Annotated in this window: 15 protein-coding genes and 1 pseudogene; 9 read left to right on the top strand and 7 right to left on the bottom strand. The window is 63.8% G+C overall.

Annotated elements, in window-relative coordinates; genetic code table 11:
• Positions 1 to 10 precede the first annotated feature (10 nt).
• The 6 genes from DC31_RS10140 (at position 11) to mutM (ending at position 5,111) form a co-directional block, all read left to right on the top strand.
• On the top strand, positions 11 to 2,188 hold the full coding sequence (locus DC31_RS10140) for an ATP-dependent DNA helicase RecG (RefSeq protein ID WP_036279509.1): 2,178 nt from the start codon (positions 11 to 13) through the stop codon (positions 2,186 to 2,188).
• Positions 2,189 to 2,230: 42 nt separating this feature from the next.
• A complete protein-coding gene (coaD, locus tag DC31_RS10135) occupies positions 2,231 to 2,728 on the top strand; it encodes a pantetheine-phosphate adenylyltransferase (RefSeq protein ID WP_036279506.1) in 498 nt (165 codons plus the stop codon).
• Positions 2,729 to 2,835: 107 nt separating this feature from the next.
• Entirely contained in the window at positions 2,836 to 3,333 is a 498-nt protein-coding gene (locus DC31_RS10130; RefSeq protein ID WP_051606776.1) for a YceD family protein, read from the top strand.
• 2 nt (positions 3,334 to 3,335) lie between these two features.
• Positions 3,336 to 3,545 carry a 50S ribosomal protein L32 gene (gene rpmF, locus DC31_RS10125; RefSeq protein ID WP_036279500.1) on the top strand — a complete coding sequence of 70 codons (210 nt, stop codon included), beginning with the start codon at positions 3,336 to 3,338 and terminating at the stop codon, positions 3,543 to 3,545.
• A gap of 17 nt (positions 3,546 to 3,562) precedes the next feature.
• On the top strand, positions 3,563 to 4,255 hold the full coding sequence (gene rnc / locus DC31_RS10120; protein ID WP_036279498.1) for a ribonuclease III: 693 nt from the start codon (positions 3,563 to 3,565) through the stop codon (positions 4,253 to 4,255).
• Positions 4,248 to 5,111, top strand: a complete 864-nt coding sequence (gene mutM / locus DC31_RS10115) for a bifunctional DNA-formamidopyrimidine glycosylase/DNA-(apurinic or apyrimidinic site) lyase (RefSeq protein WP_036279496.1) — start codon at positions 4,248 to 4,250, stop codon at positions 5,109 to 5,111. The genes rnc and mutM overlap by 8 nt, the downstream gene beginning before the upstream one ends.
• Positions 5,112 to 5,140: 29 nt before the next feature.
• On the opposite strand, the gene DC31_RS10110 is transcribed toward mutM, so the two are convergent.
• The 5 genes from DC31_RS10110 to DC31_RS10095 all read right to left on the bottom strand — a co-directional run bounded on the left by DC31_RS10110 (position 5,141) and on the right by DC31_RS10095 (position 8,615).
• Positions 5,141 to 6,460 carry a hypothetical protein gene (locus DC31_RS10110; RefSeq protein ID WP_036279494.1) on the bottom strand — a complete coding sequence of 440 codons (1,320 nt, stop codon included), beginning with the start codon at positions 6,458 to 6,460 and terminating at the stop codon, positions 5,141 to 5,143.
• Entirely contained in the window at positions 6,457 to 7,152 is a 696-nt protein-coding gene (locus DC31_RS10105; RefSeq protein ID WP_036279491.1) for an ABC transporter ATP-binding protein, read from the bottom strand. Before DC31_RS10105 ends, DC31_RS10110 begins: the two co-directional genes overlap by 4 nt.
• 85 nt (positions 7,153 to 7,237) lie before the next feature.
• On the bottom strand, positions 7,238 to 7,651 hold the full coding sequence (locus DC31_RS19440) for a hypothetical protein (RefSeq protein WP_235201429.1): 414 nt from the start codon (positions 7,649 to 7,651) through the stop codon (positions 7,238 to 7,240).
• Positions 7,652 to 7,659: 8 nt separating this feature from the next.
• Positions 7,660 to 8,316 (bottom strand): GNAT family N-acetyltransferase, encoded by a 657-nt coding sequence (locus tag DC31_RS19435; protein WP_235201428.1) that lies wholly within the window; start codon positions 8,314 to 8,316, stop codon positions 7,660 to 7,662.
• A 17-nt stretch (positions 8,317 to 8,333) separates the two neighbouring features.
• Positions 8,334 to 8,615, bottom strand: a complete 282-nt coding sequence (locus tag DC31_RS10095; protein ID WP_036279488.1) for a hypothetical protein — start codon at positions 8,613 to 8,615, stop codon at positions 8,334 to 8,336.
• 491 nt (positions 8,616 to 9,106) lie between these two features.
• On the opposite strand from DC31_RS10095, the pseudogene smc reads away from it, so the two are divergent.
• From smc to DC31_RS10080, 3 genes and pseudogenes are all read left to right on the top strand, one after another.
• Positions 9,107 to 12,657, top strand: a pseudogene (gene smc / locus DC31_RS10090) (chromosome segregation protein SMC).
• A gap of 172 nt (positions 12,658 to 12,829) precedes the next feature.
• A complete protein-coding gene (ftsY, locus tag DC31_RS10085) occupies positions 12,830 to 13,705 on the top strand; it encodes a signal recognition particle-docking protein FtsY (RefSeq protein WP_036279484.1) in 876 nt (291 codons plus the stop codon).
• A gap of 21 nt (positions 13,706 to 13,726) precedes the next feature.
• Positions 13,727 to 14,227 carry a DUF2004 domain-containing protein gene (locus DC31_RS10080; RefSeq protein ID WP_036279482.1) on the top strand — a complete coding sequence of 167 codons (501 nt, stop codon included), beginning with the start codon at positions 13,727 to 13,729 and terminating at the stop codon, positions 14,225 to 14,227.
• On the opposite strand, the gene DC31_RS10075 is transcribed toward DC31_RS10080, so the two are convergent.
• Complete coding sequence (locus DC31_RS10075; RefSeq protein WP_036279480.1) at positions 14,211 to 14,954, bottom strand: GNAT family N-acetyltransferase; 744 nt, start codon at positions 14,952 to 14,954, stop codon at positions 14,211 to 14,213. The two genes, DC31_RS10080 and DC31_RS10075, sit on opposite strands and share 17 nt — an antisense overlap.
• Entirely contained in the window at positions 14,951 to 17,377 is a 2,427-nt protein-coding gene (locus DC31_RS10070; protein ID WP_036279477.1) for a hypothetical protein, read from the bottom strand. The genes DC31_RS10075 and DC31_RS10070 overlap by 4 nt, the downstream gene beginning before the upstream one ends.
• Positions 17,378 to 17,414: the final 37 nt, after the last annotated feature.

Below are 17,414 nucleotides of genomic sequence, written 5' to 3'. Positions count from 1 at the left end.
GACTTCTGACATGGTCTTCACCCTCGACTCGAGCCTGGCAAGTGCCATCGGCCCAGCCGCGGCGAAGAAGGTCGAGCGCGCGTTCGGTCTACAGACGGTCGGGGAGATGCTGGCGCACTACCCGCGACGCTACGCAGACCCCGCTGAGTTGACGCCCATCCGTGACCTGCCGGTCGGCGAGACGGTGACAATTGTGGCAGAGGTGCTGTCGTCGAAGGCTCGCAGCATGCGCAATCGTTCCGGCGCGATGACCGACGTCATCATCGGCGACGAACACGGTCGGGTGTCGCTGACCTTCTTCGCAAAAAACATTCAGCAGGCAGAATGGCGTGTGAAAGAGCTGTATCGCGGCCGCCGCGGGGTCTTCTCCGGCAAAGTCGGGATGTATCAGGACGTCACGCAGTTCGCGCATCCACAGTACGAATTGTTTGACGATGAAGAGAGCGCGCAGCGTCGAGCGGACGATCGTGCGAATCGACCGATCCCGATCTATCCCGCCACATCTGCGGTGTCCAGCGCGCAATTTCGCGAACTGATCGAGAAGGTCCTGCCCGACATTGGCGAAGTGCCTGACCCGGTCCCGGCAGAGGTTCGTGGGCGTGAAGGGCTTCTCGACGCGCGCACAGCACTGATGCAGATTCACCGTCCGCAGACGAGCCAAGAGGTTGACCCTGCCGTGCGGACGCTCCGGATGCATGAGGCGTTAGTGCTGCAGACGGCGCTTCTCCAGCAGCGCGCCGCGGTGCGAGCGCTCAGCGCGACGCCGCGTCCCGCACTGCCGGGTGGCCTCCTCGAAGGCTTCGACGCCACGCTCCCGTACACCCTCACCGCAGACCAGAAGACGGTTGGCGAGCGGATCATGACCGACCTCACCGGCGACTGGCCCATGAACAGGCTGGTGCAGGGCGAGGTTGGCTCCGGCAAGACGCTCGTGGCTCTGCGTGCGATGTTGCAGGTTGCTGAGTCGGGCGGGCAGGCCGCGTTGATCGCCCCCACCGAAGTGCTCGCCTCGCAGCACCTTCGCTCGATCACGCGGATGCTGGGGCCAGACCTCGCAGCGCGACTGATGCCGACCCTGCTCACCGGACAACTCTCCGCGCCAGAGCGGCGCAAGGCTGCACTGCGCGTCGCCTCTGGCCAATCGCTCATCGTCGTCGGTACGCATGCGCTGCTGGGGGAGAAGACGACATTCGCTGACCTGGGGCTGGTCGTCGTCGACGAACAGCATCGATTCGGTGTGGAACAGCGCGAGGCGCTGCGCGCCAAAGGATCGAGCCCACACGCACTGGTTCTCACCGCAACCCCGATTCCTCGCACGGTCGCGATGACAGTGTTCGGCGACCTCGACACGTCTGTCATCCGATCGATGCCAGCCGGGCGCGCGGGTATCGAAACGTTTGTCGCGCCACTGGCAGAGCGCCCGGAGTGGTTCCGGCGTGTCTGGGATCGCGCTGCTGAAGAGGTGGCGCAGGGGCGCCAGGTATTCGCGGTGTGTGCCGCAATCGACACGACGAAGAAAACCGCAGAGGACGAGCAGGAGCCGCCGGCTGCAGCGGACGAATCGCCTACTGGACCACGCTGGGGAGTGGTGCAGTTGGATGCGCTGCTGGCGACTCATCCCACCGTCGGCGGGCTGCGTCGCGCAGTGCTACACGGCAAGATGCCAGCGGACGAGAAGGATGCCGTCATGCGAGCTTTCGCACGCGGCGAGATCGACCTGCTGATCGCGACGACCGTGATCGAGGTCGGCGTCGATGTGCCGAATGCGTCGACCATGATCGTGCTGGATGCCGATCGTTTCGGTGTGTCGCAGCTGCACCAGCTGCGGGGCCGCGTCGGACGAGGAGAAGTGCCGGGACTGTGCCTTCTGGTCACCGAGGCAGAAGAAGGGTCACTGGCGCGCGAGAGGGTCGAAGCCGTCGCAGCGACACTCGACGGGTTCGCCCTCGCCGAGGTCGACCTCGAGCTGCGTGGTGAGGGCGATGTGCTCGGTTCAACACAATCCGGAGTGCGGTCATCGCTCAAGCTTCTGCGGGTGGTGAAAGACTCGAAGCTCATCGCCCGCGCACGCGAACTCGCCGAAGACATCTTGCACGCAGATCCGCTTCTCACAGCCCACACGGGCCTGCGCGAAGTCATCGCCAGACGCGTCACCGAGGATGACCGGGCAGCTCTCGCGAAGAACTAGCCCGCGTGCGGCGTCACAGGAACAGTGCCCTAGGCTGGTGCCATGAGCAGCCGGATCGCCGTCGTCCCGGGTTCTTTTGACCCGCCCACCCTTGGTCACCTCGATGTCATCCGTCGAGCAGCAAAGCTGTACGACGAGTTGCATGTGCTCGTCGTGCACAACCCTGGCAAAGAGGCGATGCTTCCCATCGCGCAGCGGCTGTCGCTTTTGGAGCAGTCCATTGCCGAAGATGGAATGGGCGGTCATATCGTGGTCGGCTCGTGGAGCATGGGACTTCTCGTTGACTACGCCCGTGATGTCAATGCGAGCGTCCTGATCAAGGGCATTCGCTCGCAGATCGACGTTGCCTACGAGTCGCCGATGGCTATCGTGAACCGTCACCTCGCCGACGTCGAGACCGTGTTCCTGCTGCCAGATCCCTCTCACGCGATGGTGTCGAGCTCGCTGGTGCGCCAGGTCGCAGCCCTCGGCGGAGATGTGACGCCGTACGTGCCGCGCGCGGTGGCGGCGTTCCTGGACACGGGCGCGCGCGGCCTCTGACTGTCGGTGCCGCTCTCAGCGTCGGCCGGTAGCATGGAAGTGTGAAGACCCGACTTAACGGCCCATTCGTGGTTCCTGCCCGCGACATCGCCCGACACCCGGGGGAGATGCGCGAACACTCGTTCTCCGTCACTCTGAAAGAGCAGTGGGGTGAGGGCATCGTCTCGTTCGAAGTCGGCTCTGAGATCGATCTTGAGGTGCGCCTCGAGGCTGTTCACGAGGGCATTCTCGCCACCGGAACAGTGGATGCTGAGTACACCGGTGTGTGCGGAAGATGCCTGATCGACATCGCCGAGCCTGTCGAAGTCGAGTTCCAGGAGCTTTTCGCGTATCCTGGTGAGGAAGAAACTGACTTTGAGGTTCAAGACGACCACGTGGATCTTGAAACGCTAGTCAGGGAAACGGCTGTATTGTCGCTTCCATTTCAGCCGGTGTGTCAGCCGGATTGCCCGGGGCTCGACCCGAATACGGGTGAGCGGCTGGCCGAAAGCACCGGAGCGGAGAATGTCGCTCCCATCGATCCTCGGTGGAGTGCGCTCCAACAGATCACAGACCAGGGGAATGCGGCAGACAGTCGCGGTCCCGAGAATACAGAAGAGAGTTAGCCATGGCTGGTAACCCCCCGAAGCGCAAGGTTTCCCGTTCCAACACCCGCTCGCGTCGCGCGCAGTGGAAGGCGGCGCCTGTTGCGCTCGTCAAGACCATCGAGAACGGCAAGGTCGTTTACAGCCGTCCGCACCAGGCGAAGGTCGTCACTGACTCGCAGGGCACGGAGCTCTACATGGAGTACAAGGGCCGCAAGGTCGCCGACGTCTGAATCACGATTTCACCATCGTGACAGGAGTCTCCGGGGGGACGGCGCCTCTCGCAGAGAAGCTCAGGGTTGATATTGACCCTGAGCTACTCGCGTTGGCGCTGACCCACCGCTCGTACGCGTACGAGCACGGCGGGATTCCGCACAATGAACGGCTCGAGTTCCTTGGCGACTCGATTTTGGGCCAAGCGGTGACAGTGATGCTGTTCACCACGCAACCTGATATCGATGAGGGTCAGCTCGCGAAGCGACGCGCCAGCGTCGTTTCCACCATCGCTCTCGCAGAAGTAGCCCGCGGCATTGGCCTAGGCGACTATTTGTTGCTTGGTCGTGGTGAAGAGCAGACCGGCGGCCGCAACAAGGACTCGATCCTCGCTGACACGATGGAAGCCGTCTTCGGCGCCACCTATCTTTCGGCAGGACCAGAAGCGGCGACCGAACTCGTGCTGCGCTTGACTGAACCGCTACTTGCCGACCCCGAGCGTTACGGCGCAGCGATGGATCCGAAGACGAACCTGCAAGAGCTCGCTGCTCGTCTGGCCTCACCGCCACCGGAGTATTCGATCACTTCCAGTGGCCCCGATCACGATCGTCAGTTCACCGCGACGGTCGTTGTCGGCGACGTCAGTATGACGGGTGACGGCACGAGCAAGAAGACCGCAGAGATGGCCGCAGCGTTGAGCGCGTGGCGCAAGCTCAGCGAACGTGCCTGAGCTCCCCGAAGTCGAAGTCGTTCGTTCCGGCCTCGCTCCCGCTGTCATCGGTGCCACCATCACCAGTGTCTCTGTGTTCGACGATCGCGCTCTCACACGGCATCCGGCTGGCGCCGCAGACTTCGCAGGGCGACTGGAAGGCGCCGTGGTCGTCACGGCAGCACGTCGAGGCAAGTTTCTTTGGATGCCGTTGTCAGATGGCCTGCATGCTCTGACTGCGCACCTCGGCATGAGCGGGCAGTTGCTGCTTCGCGCACCTGACGCACCGCTCGAGCGTCACGAGCGCATCCGGCTCGGCATTACGCATCCGCTTCATAGTGAGCTCGCCATCGTGTTCGCAGATCAGCGCACTTTTGGATCTCTTGCTGTCGACAGTCTGGTTCGTGACGGCGATGACCTGATTCCGTCGCAGGTCACACATATCGCCAGGGATCCACTCGACCCGGCGTTCGACGACGCCGCGTTCATCGCCGATGTGCGTCGCCGCTCAAGCGCGATCAAACGAATTCTTCTCGATCAGACGATGATCAGCGGCGTCGGCAATATCTATGCCGACGAATCGCTGTGGGCAGCTCGCATCCATCCCGAGACCCTCGGCCGGTCGTTGTCAGTTCAGGCGCTGCGGCGGCTACTCGCTGAGGTGCGACTGGTTCTAGGCAAGGCCCTCGCTGAGGGCGGCACGAGTTTCGACGCCCAGTACGTGAACGTGAACGGTCAGGCTGGGTACTTCGCGCACTCGCTGAATGCGTACGGACGTGGCGGACAGCCGTGCCCGCGCTGCGGCACTGCTATCCATCGCGAGGCATTCATGAACCGCTCCAGCCATTACTGTCCACGGTGTCAGACACGCAAGTAGCTCCCCTGTGCATCGTCATGTCGTGACGACTACGCCGCGGCGAAGGAGCTGGCCAGCAGTGGCCGTGTGACGCGCACGCCCAGCCACACCAACCCAATTCCGACGGCTACCACCGCCACGATCGTGACGAGCGACAGCGGCGCGATCACCATGGCGATGCCGACCAAAGGGAACACGAGAACGCCAGCGCACAGTGCCGACGTGATTGCGGTGAACAGCAACGGTGCCATCACCGATCGAGTGCGCGCCGCATCGACGACTTCGAGGGGAACCCCGAGGAAGTGCAAACTGCGGTGTAGCTCCCGATGATCCAGGACGCCGGAAGACTGATTCACTCCAACCGATACCGCGACCATCAGGAATGATGCGACCAGGGTGATGATCAACCCGGTGCGGATGTCGCTCGCGAGTGCGGCGTTCGCACTCGCCTCTGGGCCGCTCGCCGTATCGATCAACGCCACCCCGGTGCCAGCGAAGACGGCCATGAAACTTGCCATCGCAATTCCGCTCACCTGACGCCAGGCAGCCTTCGGAGAATCGAGGACGAAGCGCGCGGCGAGCAGACGCTTTGGCGTCTCAGCGCGGCGGAGCGCAGCCTTCGCGTGCACTTTGAGCGCCCAGGGACCGATCAGATTCAGCACCGCGAGCGACGCCGCGAAGATGCCGGCGAGAACAACGATCGTCACAACGAGCCCGGCGGTGCCAGGGAAAACCTGGACGATAACGAAGGCGGACGCGACGACGAGCACGGCGACGACAGCGCGGATCCAATGCACCTTCGGCACATCTGCGCGTGTGCGAACACCGAGCGGTGAGATAATTACCCGGCGAAGGCCGACGGCCGCACTGATACCCGCGAGGAGAACGACGACAGTTACCGCGGCGACGATACCCAGCGGTGCGAGAACGACCGATGCGATGCCGAGCGCCTCGCCGCGGAACGGGATGAGTCCGACCAGGGGGGTAATAGCGAGATAGCCGAGGACCCCTACAATCGCACCCGTCGCTGCGACCGCGGTCGATTCCAGCACCGTGGCAGTGATCACGCCGGCCGGGGAGACGCCCAGCAGCCGCAGGGTCGATAGTCGTTCGTCACGCCGGCGTGCGGAGAGCCGTGCCGCCGCGCCTCCGAGAGTGGCCAGCGGCACGATCAGAAGTACGAGCGCGATTGCGGCAAGCGCCTGATAAATCCCCGCATCGGGGTCGCTCCAGCTCCAGAACGCCTGCGCACCGCCGACGACAGTGAGCACGAGTGTCGTCACCAGTGCGAATGCGATGGCAGGCAGTGCCAGCACGCTGCTCTGGCCGGGTGCTGGCCGCATCAGCAGTGCGAGTACGTGGGCGTTCATGCTGACACCTCTGCGCCGAGGATGCGACCGTCACGGACGTGCACGGTGCGAGAGCAGCGTGCGGCGACGTCAGCCTCGTGCGTGACGACGAGCAGCGTGCGCCCCTGGCCCGTGCTCGACCACAACAGCGCATCCATCACTTCACCGGAGGTGTGCGAATCGAGCGCTCCGGTCGGCTCATCGGCGAACACAAGCTCTGCGCCGGTAACCTGTGCGCGTGCAATCGCGACACGCTGGGCTTGGCCACCGGAGAGCTCGCCGATGCGGCGCTCTTCGAGGCCAGCCAGCCCGAGCGACGCCATCCAGCCGGCCGAATGCTGGAGGGCAGAGCTGCGTGGCGATCCGTTGATCATCATGGCGAGTGCGATGTTCTCGAGGGCAGTGAGCTCGGGAATCAGCAGTCCCTGCTGAAAGACAAATCCAAACGACTCGCGACGCAGGCGGGAACGCTCGCGCTCGCCCGTCGCCGTGACCTCGACTGCGGCTCCCGTTGCCGGAGTGAAGACTACTCGCCCGCTGTCCGGCGCGATGATTCCGGCCAGGGCGTGCAGCAGCGTCGTTTTGCCCGATCCGGAGGCGCCCATGATGGCAACGGACTCACCGCGCTGCACGGTCAGAGAGACGCCGGCGAGCGCCGTGGCGGCGCCGTATGTTTTGGTCAGGGCCTGAGCTTCGATGACGGGAATGTTCATGTATCCAGCGTCCCCGCTGGCATGGCACGGATCATCCCTCTGCAGGTGCAGATCCGTGCCATGCTGTCATCCCAGCGGATGATGCTCACCTCAGTTTCTTCTGCCAACCTGCCGCGTAGGATGCCGGAACGAAGCCGATGGCCTCGTTGATGTCGAGCATCGGCCGGTTTTCTTCGGCGTTGAAAGTCGAGATCTTCGGCGAATCGGGGGCAAGTTCCCGCCAGCGCAGCAGGTTCGCGCACTTCACGATCGTGCCGAGCCGCTTGCCTCGATGCTCCTTCACTACGAGTGTGCCGAACTGATGTGTCACGCCCGTGCGGTCTGCGCCGATGACCAGCTCGTTGAACGCGACCATGCGGCCAGACGGCACGTGCTCAACGGCCGCGACGGACACGAGCTGCCGGCCATCTGCGAAGTGCTGATCCCGGCGCACGATTCGCGCTGCATCCCACAGCTCCTCTTCGAATTTCAAGTCGCCGCTGGGGACGTCGGTGGCCATCCGCGCGATCACGTCGCGTAGCCGTCCTGGAAGTGCTCGGGTGTCGGCAACGTCCAACTCACGGGGCGATACTCCTCACCGGCGAATACGGACGCGTCTGCCAGCATCCGCTCGGCGAGGGCGAGCGAGTCGCCCAAAGGAAGGACGCTGTTGCGTTCCACCTGCTCCATAGTGAAACCATTCGATAGCAGCAGCTCGCTCAGCGCGGTCATCGGCACTGAACCCCAACCCGTCGCGGGAATCAGCATTCGATCGGACGACGCGGCCCGGTGCAAGGTCCAAGTCTGCAGCGTGCGCGCTCCCTGTGCCCGCGCCTCTTGTTCGACCCGGTCCATGAGGGCCTGCTCGACACCTGCGCCCCAGTTTGCGGGGAGCACGGTGATTTCCGTCTCGGCGGTCACTGTGCCTGCTTGATTCGCCATAGCGAACGACGCGATGCCGACGATCTCGCCAGAACGCCGAGCGACGTAGCCGCGATGGGTGCGGTCGGTGCGATCGAGCCAGGATGGCAGCAACGCGTCGGGGGGTTCAGCGAGGTCATCGATTCCGGCATCCAGCGCGGCCTGCATGTTGCCAAGGTCGACCATCGTCGTGAACTCGCTGGCATCCGATGCGTCCAGCGTGCGGGGGATCACCATCTCTGTGATCGTCGTCTCTTCCTTCATGTGAAGTTCTCCCAACCTCAGCGCAGGTAGCGCTGCATGTCGAAGGTGAGCATGGCCATGGCCTCACGCTCGCTGGTGTGGCGGGCTTCGAAAAGCCGAACCATTTCCTCGTGGGTCATTGGCGGCGGCGTGCGCCTTGGGTGCTGGGCCCGAAGTAGCAGCCAGAGGCCGAGGCGCAGCGACATCCGCTCCGTGAATGCGAGCGTCTTTCGGTCGGTCGGAACCGTGATTTCGAGGACTTCCTGTTCCTCAGGACATGGCGGGTGGGCAGTGCTGCGAAGCAGCGTGGGGGTACTCACGAGAGTGCTCGTTTCTGGTCAGTCTGAAAGGGATTGCGCGCAGAGTCCGGGATGATCGGGGCGCGGGCGAGAGGTCTCGGAATGGAGACATCGCCGTGGGATGCAGAGGGTCGAAGAAGATATCGACCGATGCGGACAGCGGGGAGAACCGGCGGAGGGTGGCCACTACGGGCCAAAAAATCTCGGGCTGTGGTTCTACGACAGAGCGCTGAGTCGGATGCCGAAGACAGAAGACATCTCAACTGCAGTGCGCGTCGTATCGAAGCCAGTGGCCGATTCGATGTGCTTTGCGGTAATCATGAGCGTCCTCCTTTCGTGAGCGATCCGGTTTGCAAAGTTAGTGCGTCAAGACAGCGTGCGTCAAGGATTTCGTCTATCTGCGGCGTGTCGCGATGGTCAGTGATCGGCGCATCCACCGCGCGGGATGCCGTGAATTGCGCGTGATTCCGATAGCGTGTGGGCGTGATTCTCCCCGGACGAGTGGTGCCCGCATGCATCTGAAGAGCCTGACGCTCAAGGGCTTCAAGTCGTTCGCGCAACCCACGAGTTTTGTCTTCGAACCTGGCGTGACCTGCATCGTCGGACCAAACGGATCAGGCAAGTCGAACGTCGTCGACGCACTCGCCTGGGTGATGGGCGAGCAGGGTGCGAAGACTCTTCGCGGCGGCAAGATGGAAGATGTCATCTTCGCGGGAACATCGACCCGCGGTCCGCTCGGTCGCGCCGAAGTGCAACTCACGATCGACAACAGTGACGGTGCTCTGCCGATCGAGTTCGCCGAGGTCACGATTAGCCGCACGCTGTTCCGCAACGGATCCAGCGATTACGCGATCAACGGCTCAAGCTGCCGACTTCTCGACGTTCAAGAGCTGCTGAGCGACTCGGGTCTCGGCCGCGAGATGCACGTCATCGTCGGCCAAGGGCGACTCGATACCGTCTTGCAGGCATCACCTGAAGAACGTCGCGGCTTCATCGAAGAGGCAGCCGGCATCCTCAAGCACCGCCGCCGCAAAGAGAAGACGCTCCGCAAACTCGACGCGATGGAGGCCAACCTCACGCGCCTCAGCGACCTTGCCGGTGAGATTCGCCGACAGCTCAAGCCGCTCGGACGCCAGGCTGAGATCGCCCGCGAAGCGCAGACCATTGCCGCGGTCGTCCGTGATGCGAAAGCGCGGATCTTCGCTGACGACGTGGTTGTCCTCCGCACTGCCCTCGCTGACCACACGCGTACCGAGCAGGAACGCCACACCGAGCGGCTCGTGCTCACCGACCAGTCAGACACGGTGCGTGCCGGCATCGCGAAGCTCGAAGCCGATCAGAACTCGGCAGCCGTTGACGAGGCGCGTCGCGTGACTTTCGGGCTTGAACAAGCACAAGAGCGGATGCGGTCGCTGTTCACCCTCGCGAACCAGCGTCTCGCTCTTCTCGGTTCCGAGGAAGATGATGCCGCTGTCACCGCGGTGACCGTGACACAGGCGACGATCGATGAGGCCAAGGATGAGATCACCGATATCTCTGCCGGGCTCGGCGATGCGCAGGATGCCGCCGCATCGGCTAGTCGCGAGGTTGTGAACGCGCGCGCCGAACTCGACACGCTCGACGTGGACATCGCCGAGCAGAGCGCGCTCGTGTCTGAGCACGACATGCGCCTGAGCGCTTTGCGAGGAACAGCTGAAGCCGCAGCATCCGCTCTCGCCGCCGTGCGCGGCGCTGTACTCCGCCAGGAGAACGCTCTCGAGGCTGCCAACGAGCGGCGCCGAGAAGCTGCCGATGCGCTGGAACAGATCGATGATGCCGAGGCGCCTGAGGGCAGCGCGGCCGAGCACGCCGCCGCCTACGAGACGGCTCAACGCGAGGCCACCGCTGCGGAGGCAGAGCGGGAAGCATTACGCGAGCGCCTGCACGAGGCTGAGCGTGAAGCAGGGGCACTGACCGCGAAAGCCGCAGCCCTTAGCAGTGCGCTGTCGCTCTCGGGTGGTGCTGCCGAAGTTGTGAAGTCCGGTGCTGCAGGAGTGCGCGGCCTCGTTGGCGACGCCGTGCAGGTCAAGGCAGGATTCGAGGCCGCCATCTCAGCCGTGCTGGGCTCACTTGCCGAAGGTGTGCTCGTTGATGATGCCGATGCTGCGTTCGCGCTGGCAACACAATCGGTAGAGCAGCAGCGGGGGATCGTCGACTTCGTTTTGGCGGACGCTCTGCGACCCGCCGTGACGCTTCCAGAGGTCCCGGGTGTTACTCCGGCGACGTCTGTAGTCACCGCTCCGGACGGAATCTTGGGCGTGCTGTCGCACGTACTCATCGCGGATGATCTCGATGCGGCGCGCAGGGCACGGGCAGCACTCGACGCGCTCGGCGACACTGCCGTCACCATCGTCACGACGGGTGGTGATGTTGTCACCGCGCAGACGCTTCGCACCGGTTCGGGTGGAGAGCGCTCACGGCTGGAGCTCACCGCAGAGCGGGATGCCGCCGCCGAGCGTCTGACCGAGGTAGGTGTGATCGTGGACTCGCTGCGTGAAGCGCGCGAGGAGGCATCGGAGCGGGTCGAAGTAACCCGTCGTGACGCGAAAGACGCTCTTCGATCGTTGCGTGAACACGATGCGGCGCTCGCGACGCATGCTGAACAGCTCAACCGGGTTACTGTGCGGCATGAGTCGGCTGTGGCCGAGTGTGAGCGCCTCGAAACGGGCCTGGCTCAGGCTCAGGCTGCAGTGGCGGATGCTGAGGCTTCGGCAATTGCGGCAAAGACGAAACTCGAAACCGCAGAGGCGACGCCTCGTCCGGTGCTCGATGCCTCGGCTCGCGACGGTCTTCTGGAGACTCTGGAAATTGCCCGCGAGAGCGAGGTGCGTGCTCGGCTCGAGATCGAGACTCTTCGTGAGCGGGTACGTTCGGCGCAGGCGCGGGTTGCCAGTCTTGAACGTCAGCGAGAGCAGGAGCGGGATGCCGCTGTGGAGTCTGCACGACGTGCTGTTATTCGGCGGGCGCAGCGAGAAGCAGCGACTGGTGTGGCGGCTGAGCTTCCGCGCATTCTCGATTCGCTCGATCGGTCAGTCACTGAGGCGCGGGTCGGCCTCAGCGAAGCGGAGAACGCCCGGTCCGCGCAGAATGAAGAACTGACCGCGCTCCGCGCGCAGGAAACCTCGCTGCGTGAGCGGCTGTCTGGCCTCACCGAGAGCGTGCACGGGCTCGAACTGCAGATCCACGAGAAGAAGCTCCACCTGACGAGTCTGCTGGAGCGCGTAGCTTCGGAGCTCGCACTCGACGAAGATATTCTCGTTGCGGAATATGGGCCGGATCAGGCAGTGCCGCGAGACCCGCTCGCTGATGCCGACCCCGAGGCAGTCGATGGAATTGATGCCACCGCTGTTGCCTACGACCGACGGGTGCAGGAACGTCGCCTTGCTGAGGCGTCCCGCAAGCTCGTTCAGCTCGGACGGGTGAACCCGCTGGCCCTGGAGGAGTTCGCCGCACTCGAACAGCGGCATGCGTTCCTCACTGAGCAACTCGCTGACCTGACGCAGACCCGACAGGATCTGTTGACGATCATCGGCGACCTTGACGAGCGCATGCAGACGATCTTCTCGAGCGCCTTCGAAGACACGAGGCAGGCGTTCGGCGAAGTCTTCCCGCTGCTGTTCCCCGGCGGCTTAGGCAGTATCTCGCTCACCGATCCGGACAACATGCTCACCACCGGAATCGAAGTGTCGGTTCGGCCGGTTGGTAAGAAGATCGAGCGGCTTTCGCTGTTGTCGGGCGGCGAGCGGTCGCTTGCAGCGGTGGCACTGCTGGTCGCAATCTTCAAGGCGCGCCCCAGCCCGTTCTACATTCTCGACGAGGTGGAGGCTGCCCTCGATGACGCGAACCTCGGCCGTCTGCTGACAGTGTTCGAACAGCTGCGTGAGAGCTCACAGCTGCTGATCATCACCCACCAGAAGCGCACGATGGAGATCGCCGACGCACTGTACGGCGTCTCAATGCGCCAAGACGCGTCTCCGCCGTCGTAGGACAGCGGGTCGGCGACCGCGCCGCGGCATCCGCCTGAGCCACAGCATCCGCCTGGTTCGCCGCCCAATACCGGAAAACCAGGACCATTCGTTCGCGCCCCGGTGTGTCGCGCCCGAACACGCCGACGGCACGCCACTTGGTCCGGGTTTTCCCGCGGGGTCGACCCAGCATCCGGCGTCTTGGGAGCTAGCGGGCCGTAGGCTGGAGACATGGCGGAGAAGTCTTGGTCCCTCGGTCGCGCACTGCGCGGCATGTTCGTCAAGCCCACGATCGATGAGACGACGTGGGAAGACCTGGAGACAGCGCTGATCACAGCCGACTTCGGTCCCGACATCTCTGAGCGCATCGTCGAAGAGCTTCGCGAGAAGGTCGACCGGTTCCGCACCACTGATCCCCAGGACTTGCACCGGATGCTGCGCGAAACGCTCGAAGAGCACTTTGCGAAGTTCGACACGACGCTCAAGCTCACCGAGCGCCCGGCCGTCGTCTTGGTCGTCGGCGTCAACGGTGTCGGTAAGACCACGACGATCGGCAAGTTCACCAAGTTCCTGCGCGGCTACCAGCGCAGCGTTGTTGTCGGTGCTGCGGACACATTCCGCGCGGCCGCTGTTGATCAGCTCGCAACCTGGGCCCAGCGCGGGGGAGCAGCGATTGTTCGCCCCCAGCAGGAAGGGCAGGATCCGGCATCCGTCGCATTCCAGACGGTGGAGTTCGCACAGCGCGAAGGCATCGAGATCGCGATCATCGACACCGCGGGTCGCCTGCACACCAAGGGTGGGCTGATGGACGAGCTGTCGAAAATCCGTCGTGTGATCGAGAAGAAGGCCCCGATCAGCGAGGTGCTGCTCGTGCTGGATGCGACCACCGGCCAGAACGGCGTCATGCAGGCGGAGGCGTTTCTCGAGCACGCCGGGGTCACCGGACTCGTGCTCACCAAGCTCGACGGTTCAGCGAAGGGCGGCTTCGTTCTCGCCGTTCAGGAGCGCACCGGCATCCCCGTAAAACTTCTTGGTCAAGGCGAGGGAATCGACGACCTCACCGGATTTACACCGCACGTCTTCGTCGCATCCCTTGTCGGGCAGTGATTGGACTGGTTTCATAGCGTTATGGCGATCGAACACGACTACTTCGGGCTTCTCTCGTCGGGGCCGGACGGATCGATTTTCTGGTCTGAGACGGTAGACCTCGGCGATCAGATGGTGACGGTTGACCTCACCGCACCTGATCAAGACGACGTATCACAGGACGCGCTTGATATTGCAGCGTCGCTTATCTCCGGATTAGAAGACGTGGATGACACGGCACGGCGCGGCATGCTCGCCGAAGTGGATGACCGCACCAGCGAAGTGACCGAGTACATCCTGCAGCAGCAGGCGTCTTACGGCAACGAACTGGACGAGGTGCTCGTTGACGTCAGCGGTGACGCCGCAGTCGACATCATCCGCTCTCTGCGCCTGGTGAGCATGACGATCCTCGCCGACGAGCACGGTGGCTCCGAGCCCTTCGCTGTGCTGGAGTACGCACTCGACTCAGAAGATGCCGACGAGGTGCTGCTGGTTAATCTGGCATCCGACGGCACTGTGCAGTCCGTCATGAGTGCGGACTGACTGCCTCATAGGGGATGTCGCCGTAGTCAGCGAGCGGTATGAGCCGAAGCCCGGCTGGATCTTCGATGGCGGCGAATACTGCTGCGGTCTCCTCGTCTGCCATGGCCGCTGACCCCATAGTTGCCTCGATCAAGTCGCGGACAACTGCGGTCTCTCCCACGGTGAGCGTGCGTGGAATCGGAGTGGGCGCCGCCGCCGCGATGACGGTGAGGAGCAGTCCGCGCACCCGTGGCATCCCCGCGCCGATCGGCGGCTGGTAATACGGGACGACGAGAGCTCCCGCGCCGGCCCGCGTGTAGAACTCAAGTCGTCGCTGCGGATCCCCGAACTGCTCGTGGGTGCGGTGCACATCTGGGCGCTCGATTTCGGCGAGCACCAACTCCACCCCAGGCAGAGATATCCAGCGTGCCGATCCGGCGGCCAAAAGCGCGGAACCAATGCCGCAGCTGCGCTGTTGGGGGGTCACCGCGAGCCATGCGATAAGGAGCGCTGGCCCGAATCTCTCACCCACGATGGCACCGCTGATGGCGCCGTGGGGAGTGTGACCTGCGTGTGCGACGAGGACGTCCAGCTTCCCATCGAGTGCTGCGGAGACGAATTCGTCGAGAGCCGTCAGCTCGGTCGCAGGGAAGTTCGGTTCGAGCACCTCAGCGTGCACTCGGCGCAGCAGTGCCGGATCGATCGTGGGATCGACGACGGGGACTGGCGCGTCTTCTGCGGCAGTCATTCGGGCCGATCTCGTTTGCGCCATTTTCGGCGACCCTCGGAGCGATTGCTGCGCGTGACGGTTGCGAGAAGGATGCCGGTCAGACATGCGAGGCCCAGCACTGCAGCGAAAAGCACCCATGCTTCGCCGGCACCCCATTCCGGGTGGCCCGCCTGAAGGACAGAAGCGAGCCCGGCCAGACCCACGACAGTGAACACGGCACCGAGGAGCTCGAGGAAGCGGGCGTTGCGTCGCTCTCGGTCATCGCGCTTTCGCTCTAACTCAACCTCGTACTCGCGCTGCTCACGGGCACGAACCTCTTGTTCTGCGGCGAAGGTCTGCGCCATTCGGCGATGCACGACCTCGAGGAGCGGCTGGAGGCGTGTGCCCAAGACATCCCGCACCGCGCGGGTGAATCCGTCGCGCAGTCTGGCGTACCCGTTCGACGTGAGCACGGTGTCCAGATCAACGCGCAGCGGTGGAGAGGTCACGATCGTCGGCGATTCGATGAAGAGCATGATCGCCTCGTTCGACTGCACGAACGACTGAAGGGATAGCTCGGTGCGCTCGACGCGGCCGACCAGCTCGTTCAGCTCGTTGATCGCGCCTGTTCTGGTCTCGGCAGCCTCGGCGGTGAGATCCGATCGGGAGAGAAGAATTTCCGCGTCGCGGAGGAGTTGTGCAATCTCCTCCGCGTAGTAGCGGATTGTGTCCTGCCATCCCTGGTACATGCCGTGCATGCTGTGTGCGAACTGAAGGAAGCTCTCGATATCCTGCACCGCGAAGTCAGGCGAGCCCAGGCTCGCCAACAGCGAGACGTTGCTATTAGATGCGAGGACCTCGTTGTTCAGATGCAGCAACGACCAGGTGCTGATTGCGTCTACGTCGTACATCGTCCAGTCTGCGATGCTCGCCGCTCCACTGGGCAGCGGGTGAATGAGCGGCTGGTTGCCCCAGAGATCCAGCAACTCGTCCGCTGAAGTGAGCGGTGTGCGTGTGTCAGATCCGATGCGGGACGCGGCCAGTACGGTCGTGATCACCCCGAACGAACCTTCGCGCGCAGCGAATGCCGCATCCGCCGTGGCTCCGCGAATGTCATCGAGAATTGCCTCAACGACCTGAGGGATGCCGGACAGTGTTTTGCCGGCACAATGCATCCGGAGCAGGTCAGATATCTCATGCAGGTCACCGAAGGCTGGAGTGGCGAGATGAATGGTCTCTGCAACGCGATGCGCGGGCGTATCGGCCAGGTCGATCTCAAAGATGATTGCGTTGTTACCGAGGTGCGAGAGCTGGATTCGCGTGCGCACGATCTGCGCTGCGAGGTCGAGGTGCGGATGCTCGACATGAATATCCGCGAGTTCGACCGTCGCGCCACGGTACCCGCGTCCGAAGTTGTCGGTGCCCTGCCAAACGTCGCTGAGATCAAGGCGTCTTCGCACGTTAGCGATTGAGATCCCGCCCAATGTCTCCCTACGCGCGCGGCGTCCTTCCACAGCCTGGAGCAGGGATTCTGTGATGTTCTGGTGGGTCTTGTGGTGGCGGCTGTGGACTCCGAAGGGGAAGACGAACCGCACGCGGCCCTCGTCGATATGTACACGGTCTCGGTCCCGCGCGGCGCAGACAGCTCCAATCGCGGTCAAGTGGCCGCGGAGCTCACTTCCATCGACCGGGTTGAACGGCGTGCGAGAAATGTCCGCGTGCAGGCGTGCCAGTTCGGCCTCGGCATCCGGCACCCGCCCTTCGAACATCCGTTGGGCAAGCCGTGCGCCGTCGCGGACGGTGCGGTAGTAGACGAGTTCGTTTGTCGCCTCGCGCACGAGCACGGTGCGTCCTCGTGCGGCATGGGCGTCGTCCGGCTCATTGTCGAGGCTGATGAGAGCCTCGACAATATCGGTCGCGGCGTGAACGGCATCGTCTGCGGCGCGCGTCACCGTGTCCAGGCGTCCAGACAGCAGCGCGGTCTCGACACGAAACTCGAGCAATAGGAACTCGAGAAGCCGCCAACCCAGCCGCGATAGACAATCGTCCCGATTCTGACGTGTCTTCGCGGCTTCGGCGCAGGAGATTCGGATCGCTGCTGCGAGGATCTCATGGTCCCACGTCAGCGCCCATGCACTGTTGACGAGGTTGCGCAGATAGAGCGCGAGGACCAGCCCACCTGAGGGAAGCCAGCTGGCCGCTCGTACGACGGCGGGAAGCGCTCGCTTGAGCATGTCGCGCGGATCCTCGCCGTCGCCGGCTTCCTGCTCGAAGATCGCCTCCCACCACGTCCCACTCAGGAGAAGTGCGAGATCGCCGCGCTGCTCGACGCTCAGAGCTACCGGATCGTCACGCTCGGCCTGTCCATGGAGCCTGTCGGCGATCCACTGCCGCGCATCATCCGCGTCGACATCGACAGACGCGAAAACGGACGCTGTCGGCATCCGGTCGTCGCTGTCCACGATGCTCCTCTCGATGCCGACCAGTGTAGGGGGCGCA

Source organism: Microbacterium sp. CH12i (genome assembly GCF_000685355.1).
Taxonomy (GTDB): Bacteria; Actinomycetota; Actinomycetes; order Actinomycetales; family Microbacteriaceae; genus Microbacterium.
The sequence above is the reverse complement of the archived record's forward strand: the minus strand, read 5'-3'. Positions and strand labels throughout refer to the sequence as shown.

Bases quoted from the DNA above. Each gene is read 5' to 3' on its own strand.
- DC31_RS10140 (WP_036279509.1), top strand. From the start codon at position 11: ATGGTCTTCACCCTCGACTCGAGCCTGGCAAGTGCCATCGGCCCAGCC.
- coaD (WP_036279506.1), top strand. From the start codon at position 2,231: ATGAGCAGCCGGATCGCCGTCGTCCCGGGTTCTTTTGACCCGCCCACC.
- DC31_RS10130 (WP_051606776.1), top strand. From the start codon at position 2,836: ATGCGCGAACACTCGTTCTCCGTCACTCTGAAAGAGCAGTGGGGTGAG.
- rpmF (WP_036279500.1), top strand. From the start codon at position 3,336: ATGGCTGGTAACCCCCCGAAGCGCAAGGTTTCCCGTTCCAACACCCGC.
- DC31_RS10110 (WP_036279494.1), bottom strand. From the start codon at position 6,460: ATGAACGCCCACGTACTCGCACTGCTGATGCGGCCAGCACCCGGCCAG.
- DC31_RS10105 (WP_036279491.1), bottom strand. From the start codon at position 7,152: ATGAACATTCCCGTCATCGAAGCTCAGGCCCTGACCAAAACATACGGC.
- DC31_RS19440 (WP_235201429.1), bottom strand. From the start codon at position 7,651: ATGGCCACCGACGTCCCCAGCGGCGACTTGAAATTCGAAGAGGAGCTG.
- DC31_RS19435 (WP_235201428.1), bottom strand. From the start codon at position 8,316: ATGAAGGAAGAGACGACGATCACAGAGATGGTGATCCCCCGCACGCTG.
- ftsY (WP_036279484.1), top strand. From the start codon at position 12,830: ATGGCGGAGAAGTCTTGGTCCCTCGGTCGCGCACTGCGCGGCATGTTC.
- DC31_RS10080 (WP_036279482.1), top strand. From the start codon at position 13,727: ATGGCGATCGAACACGACTACTTCGGGCTTCTCTCGTCGGGGCCGGAC.
- DC31_RS10075 (WP_036279480.1), bottom strand. From the start codon at position 14,954: ATGACTGCCGCAGAAGACGCGCCAGTCCCCGTCGTCGATCCCACGATC.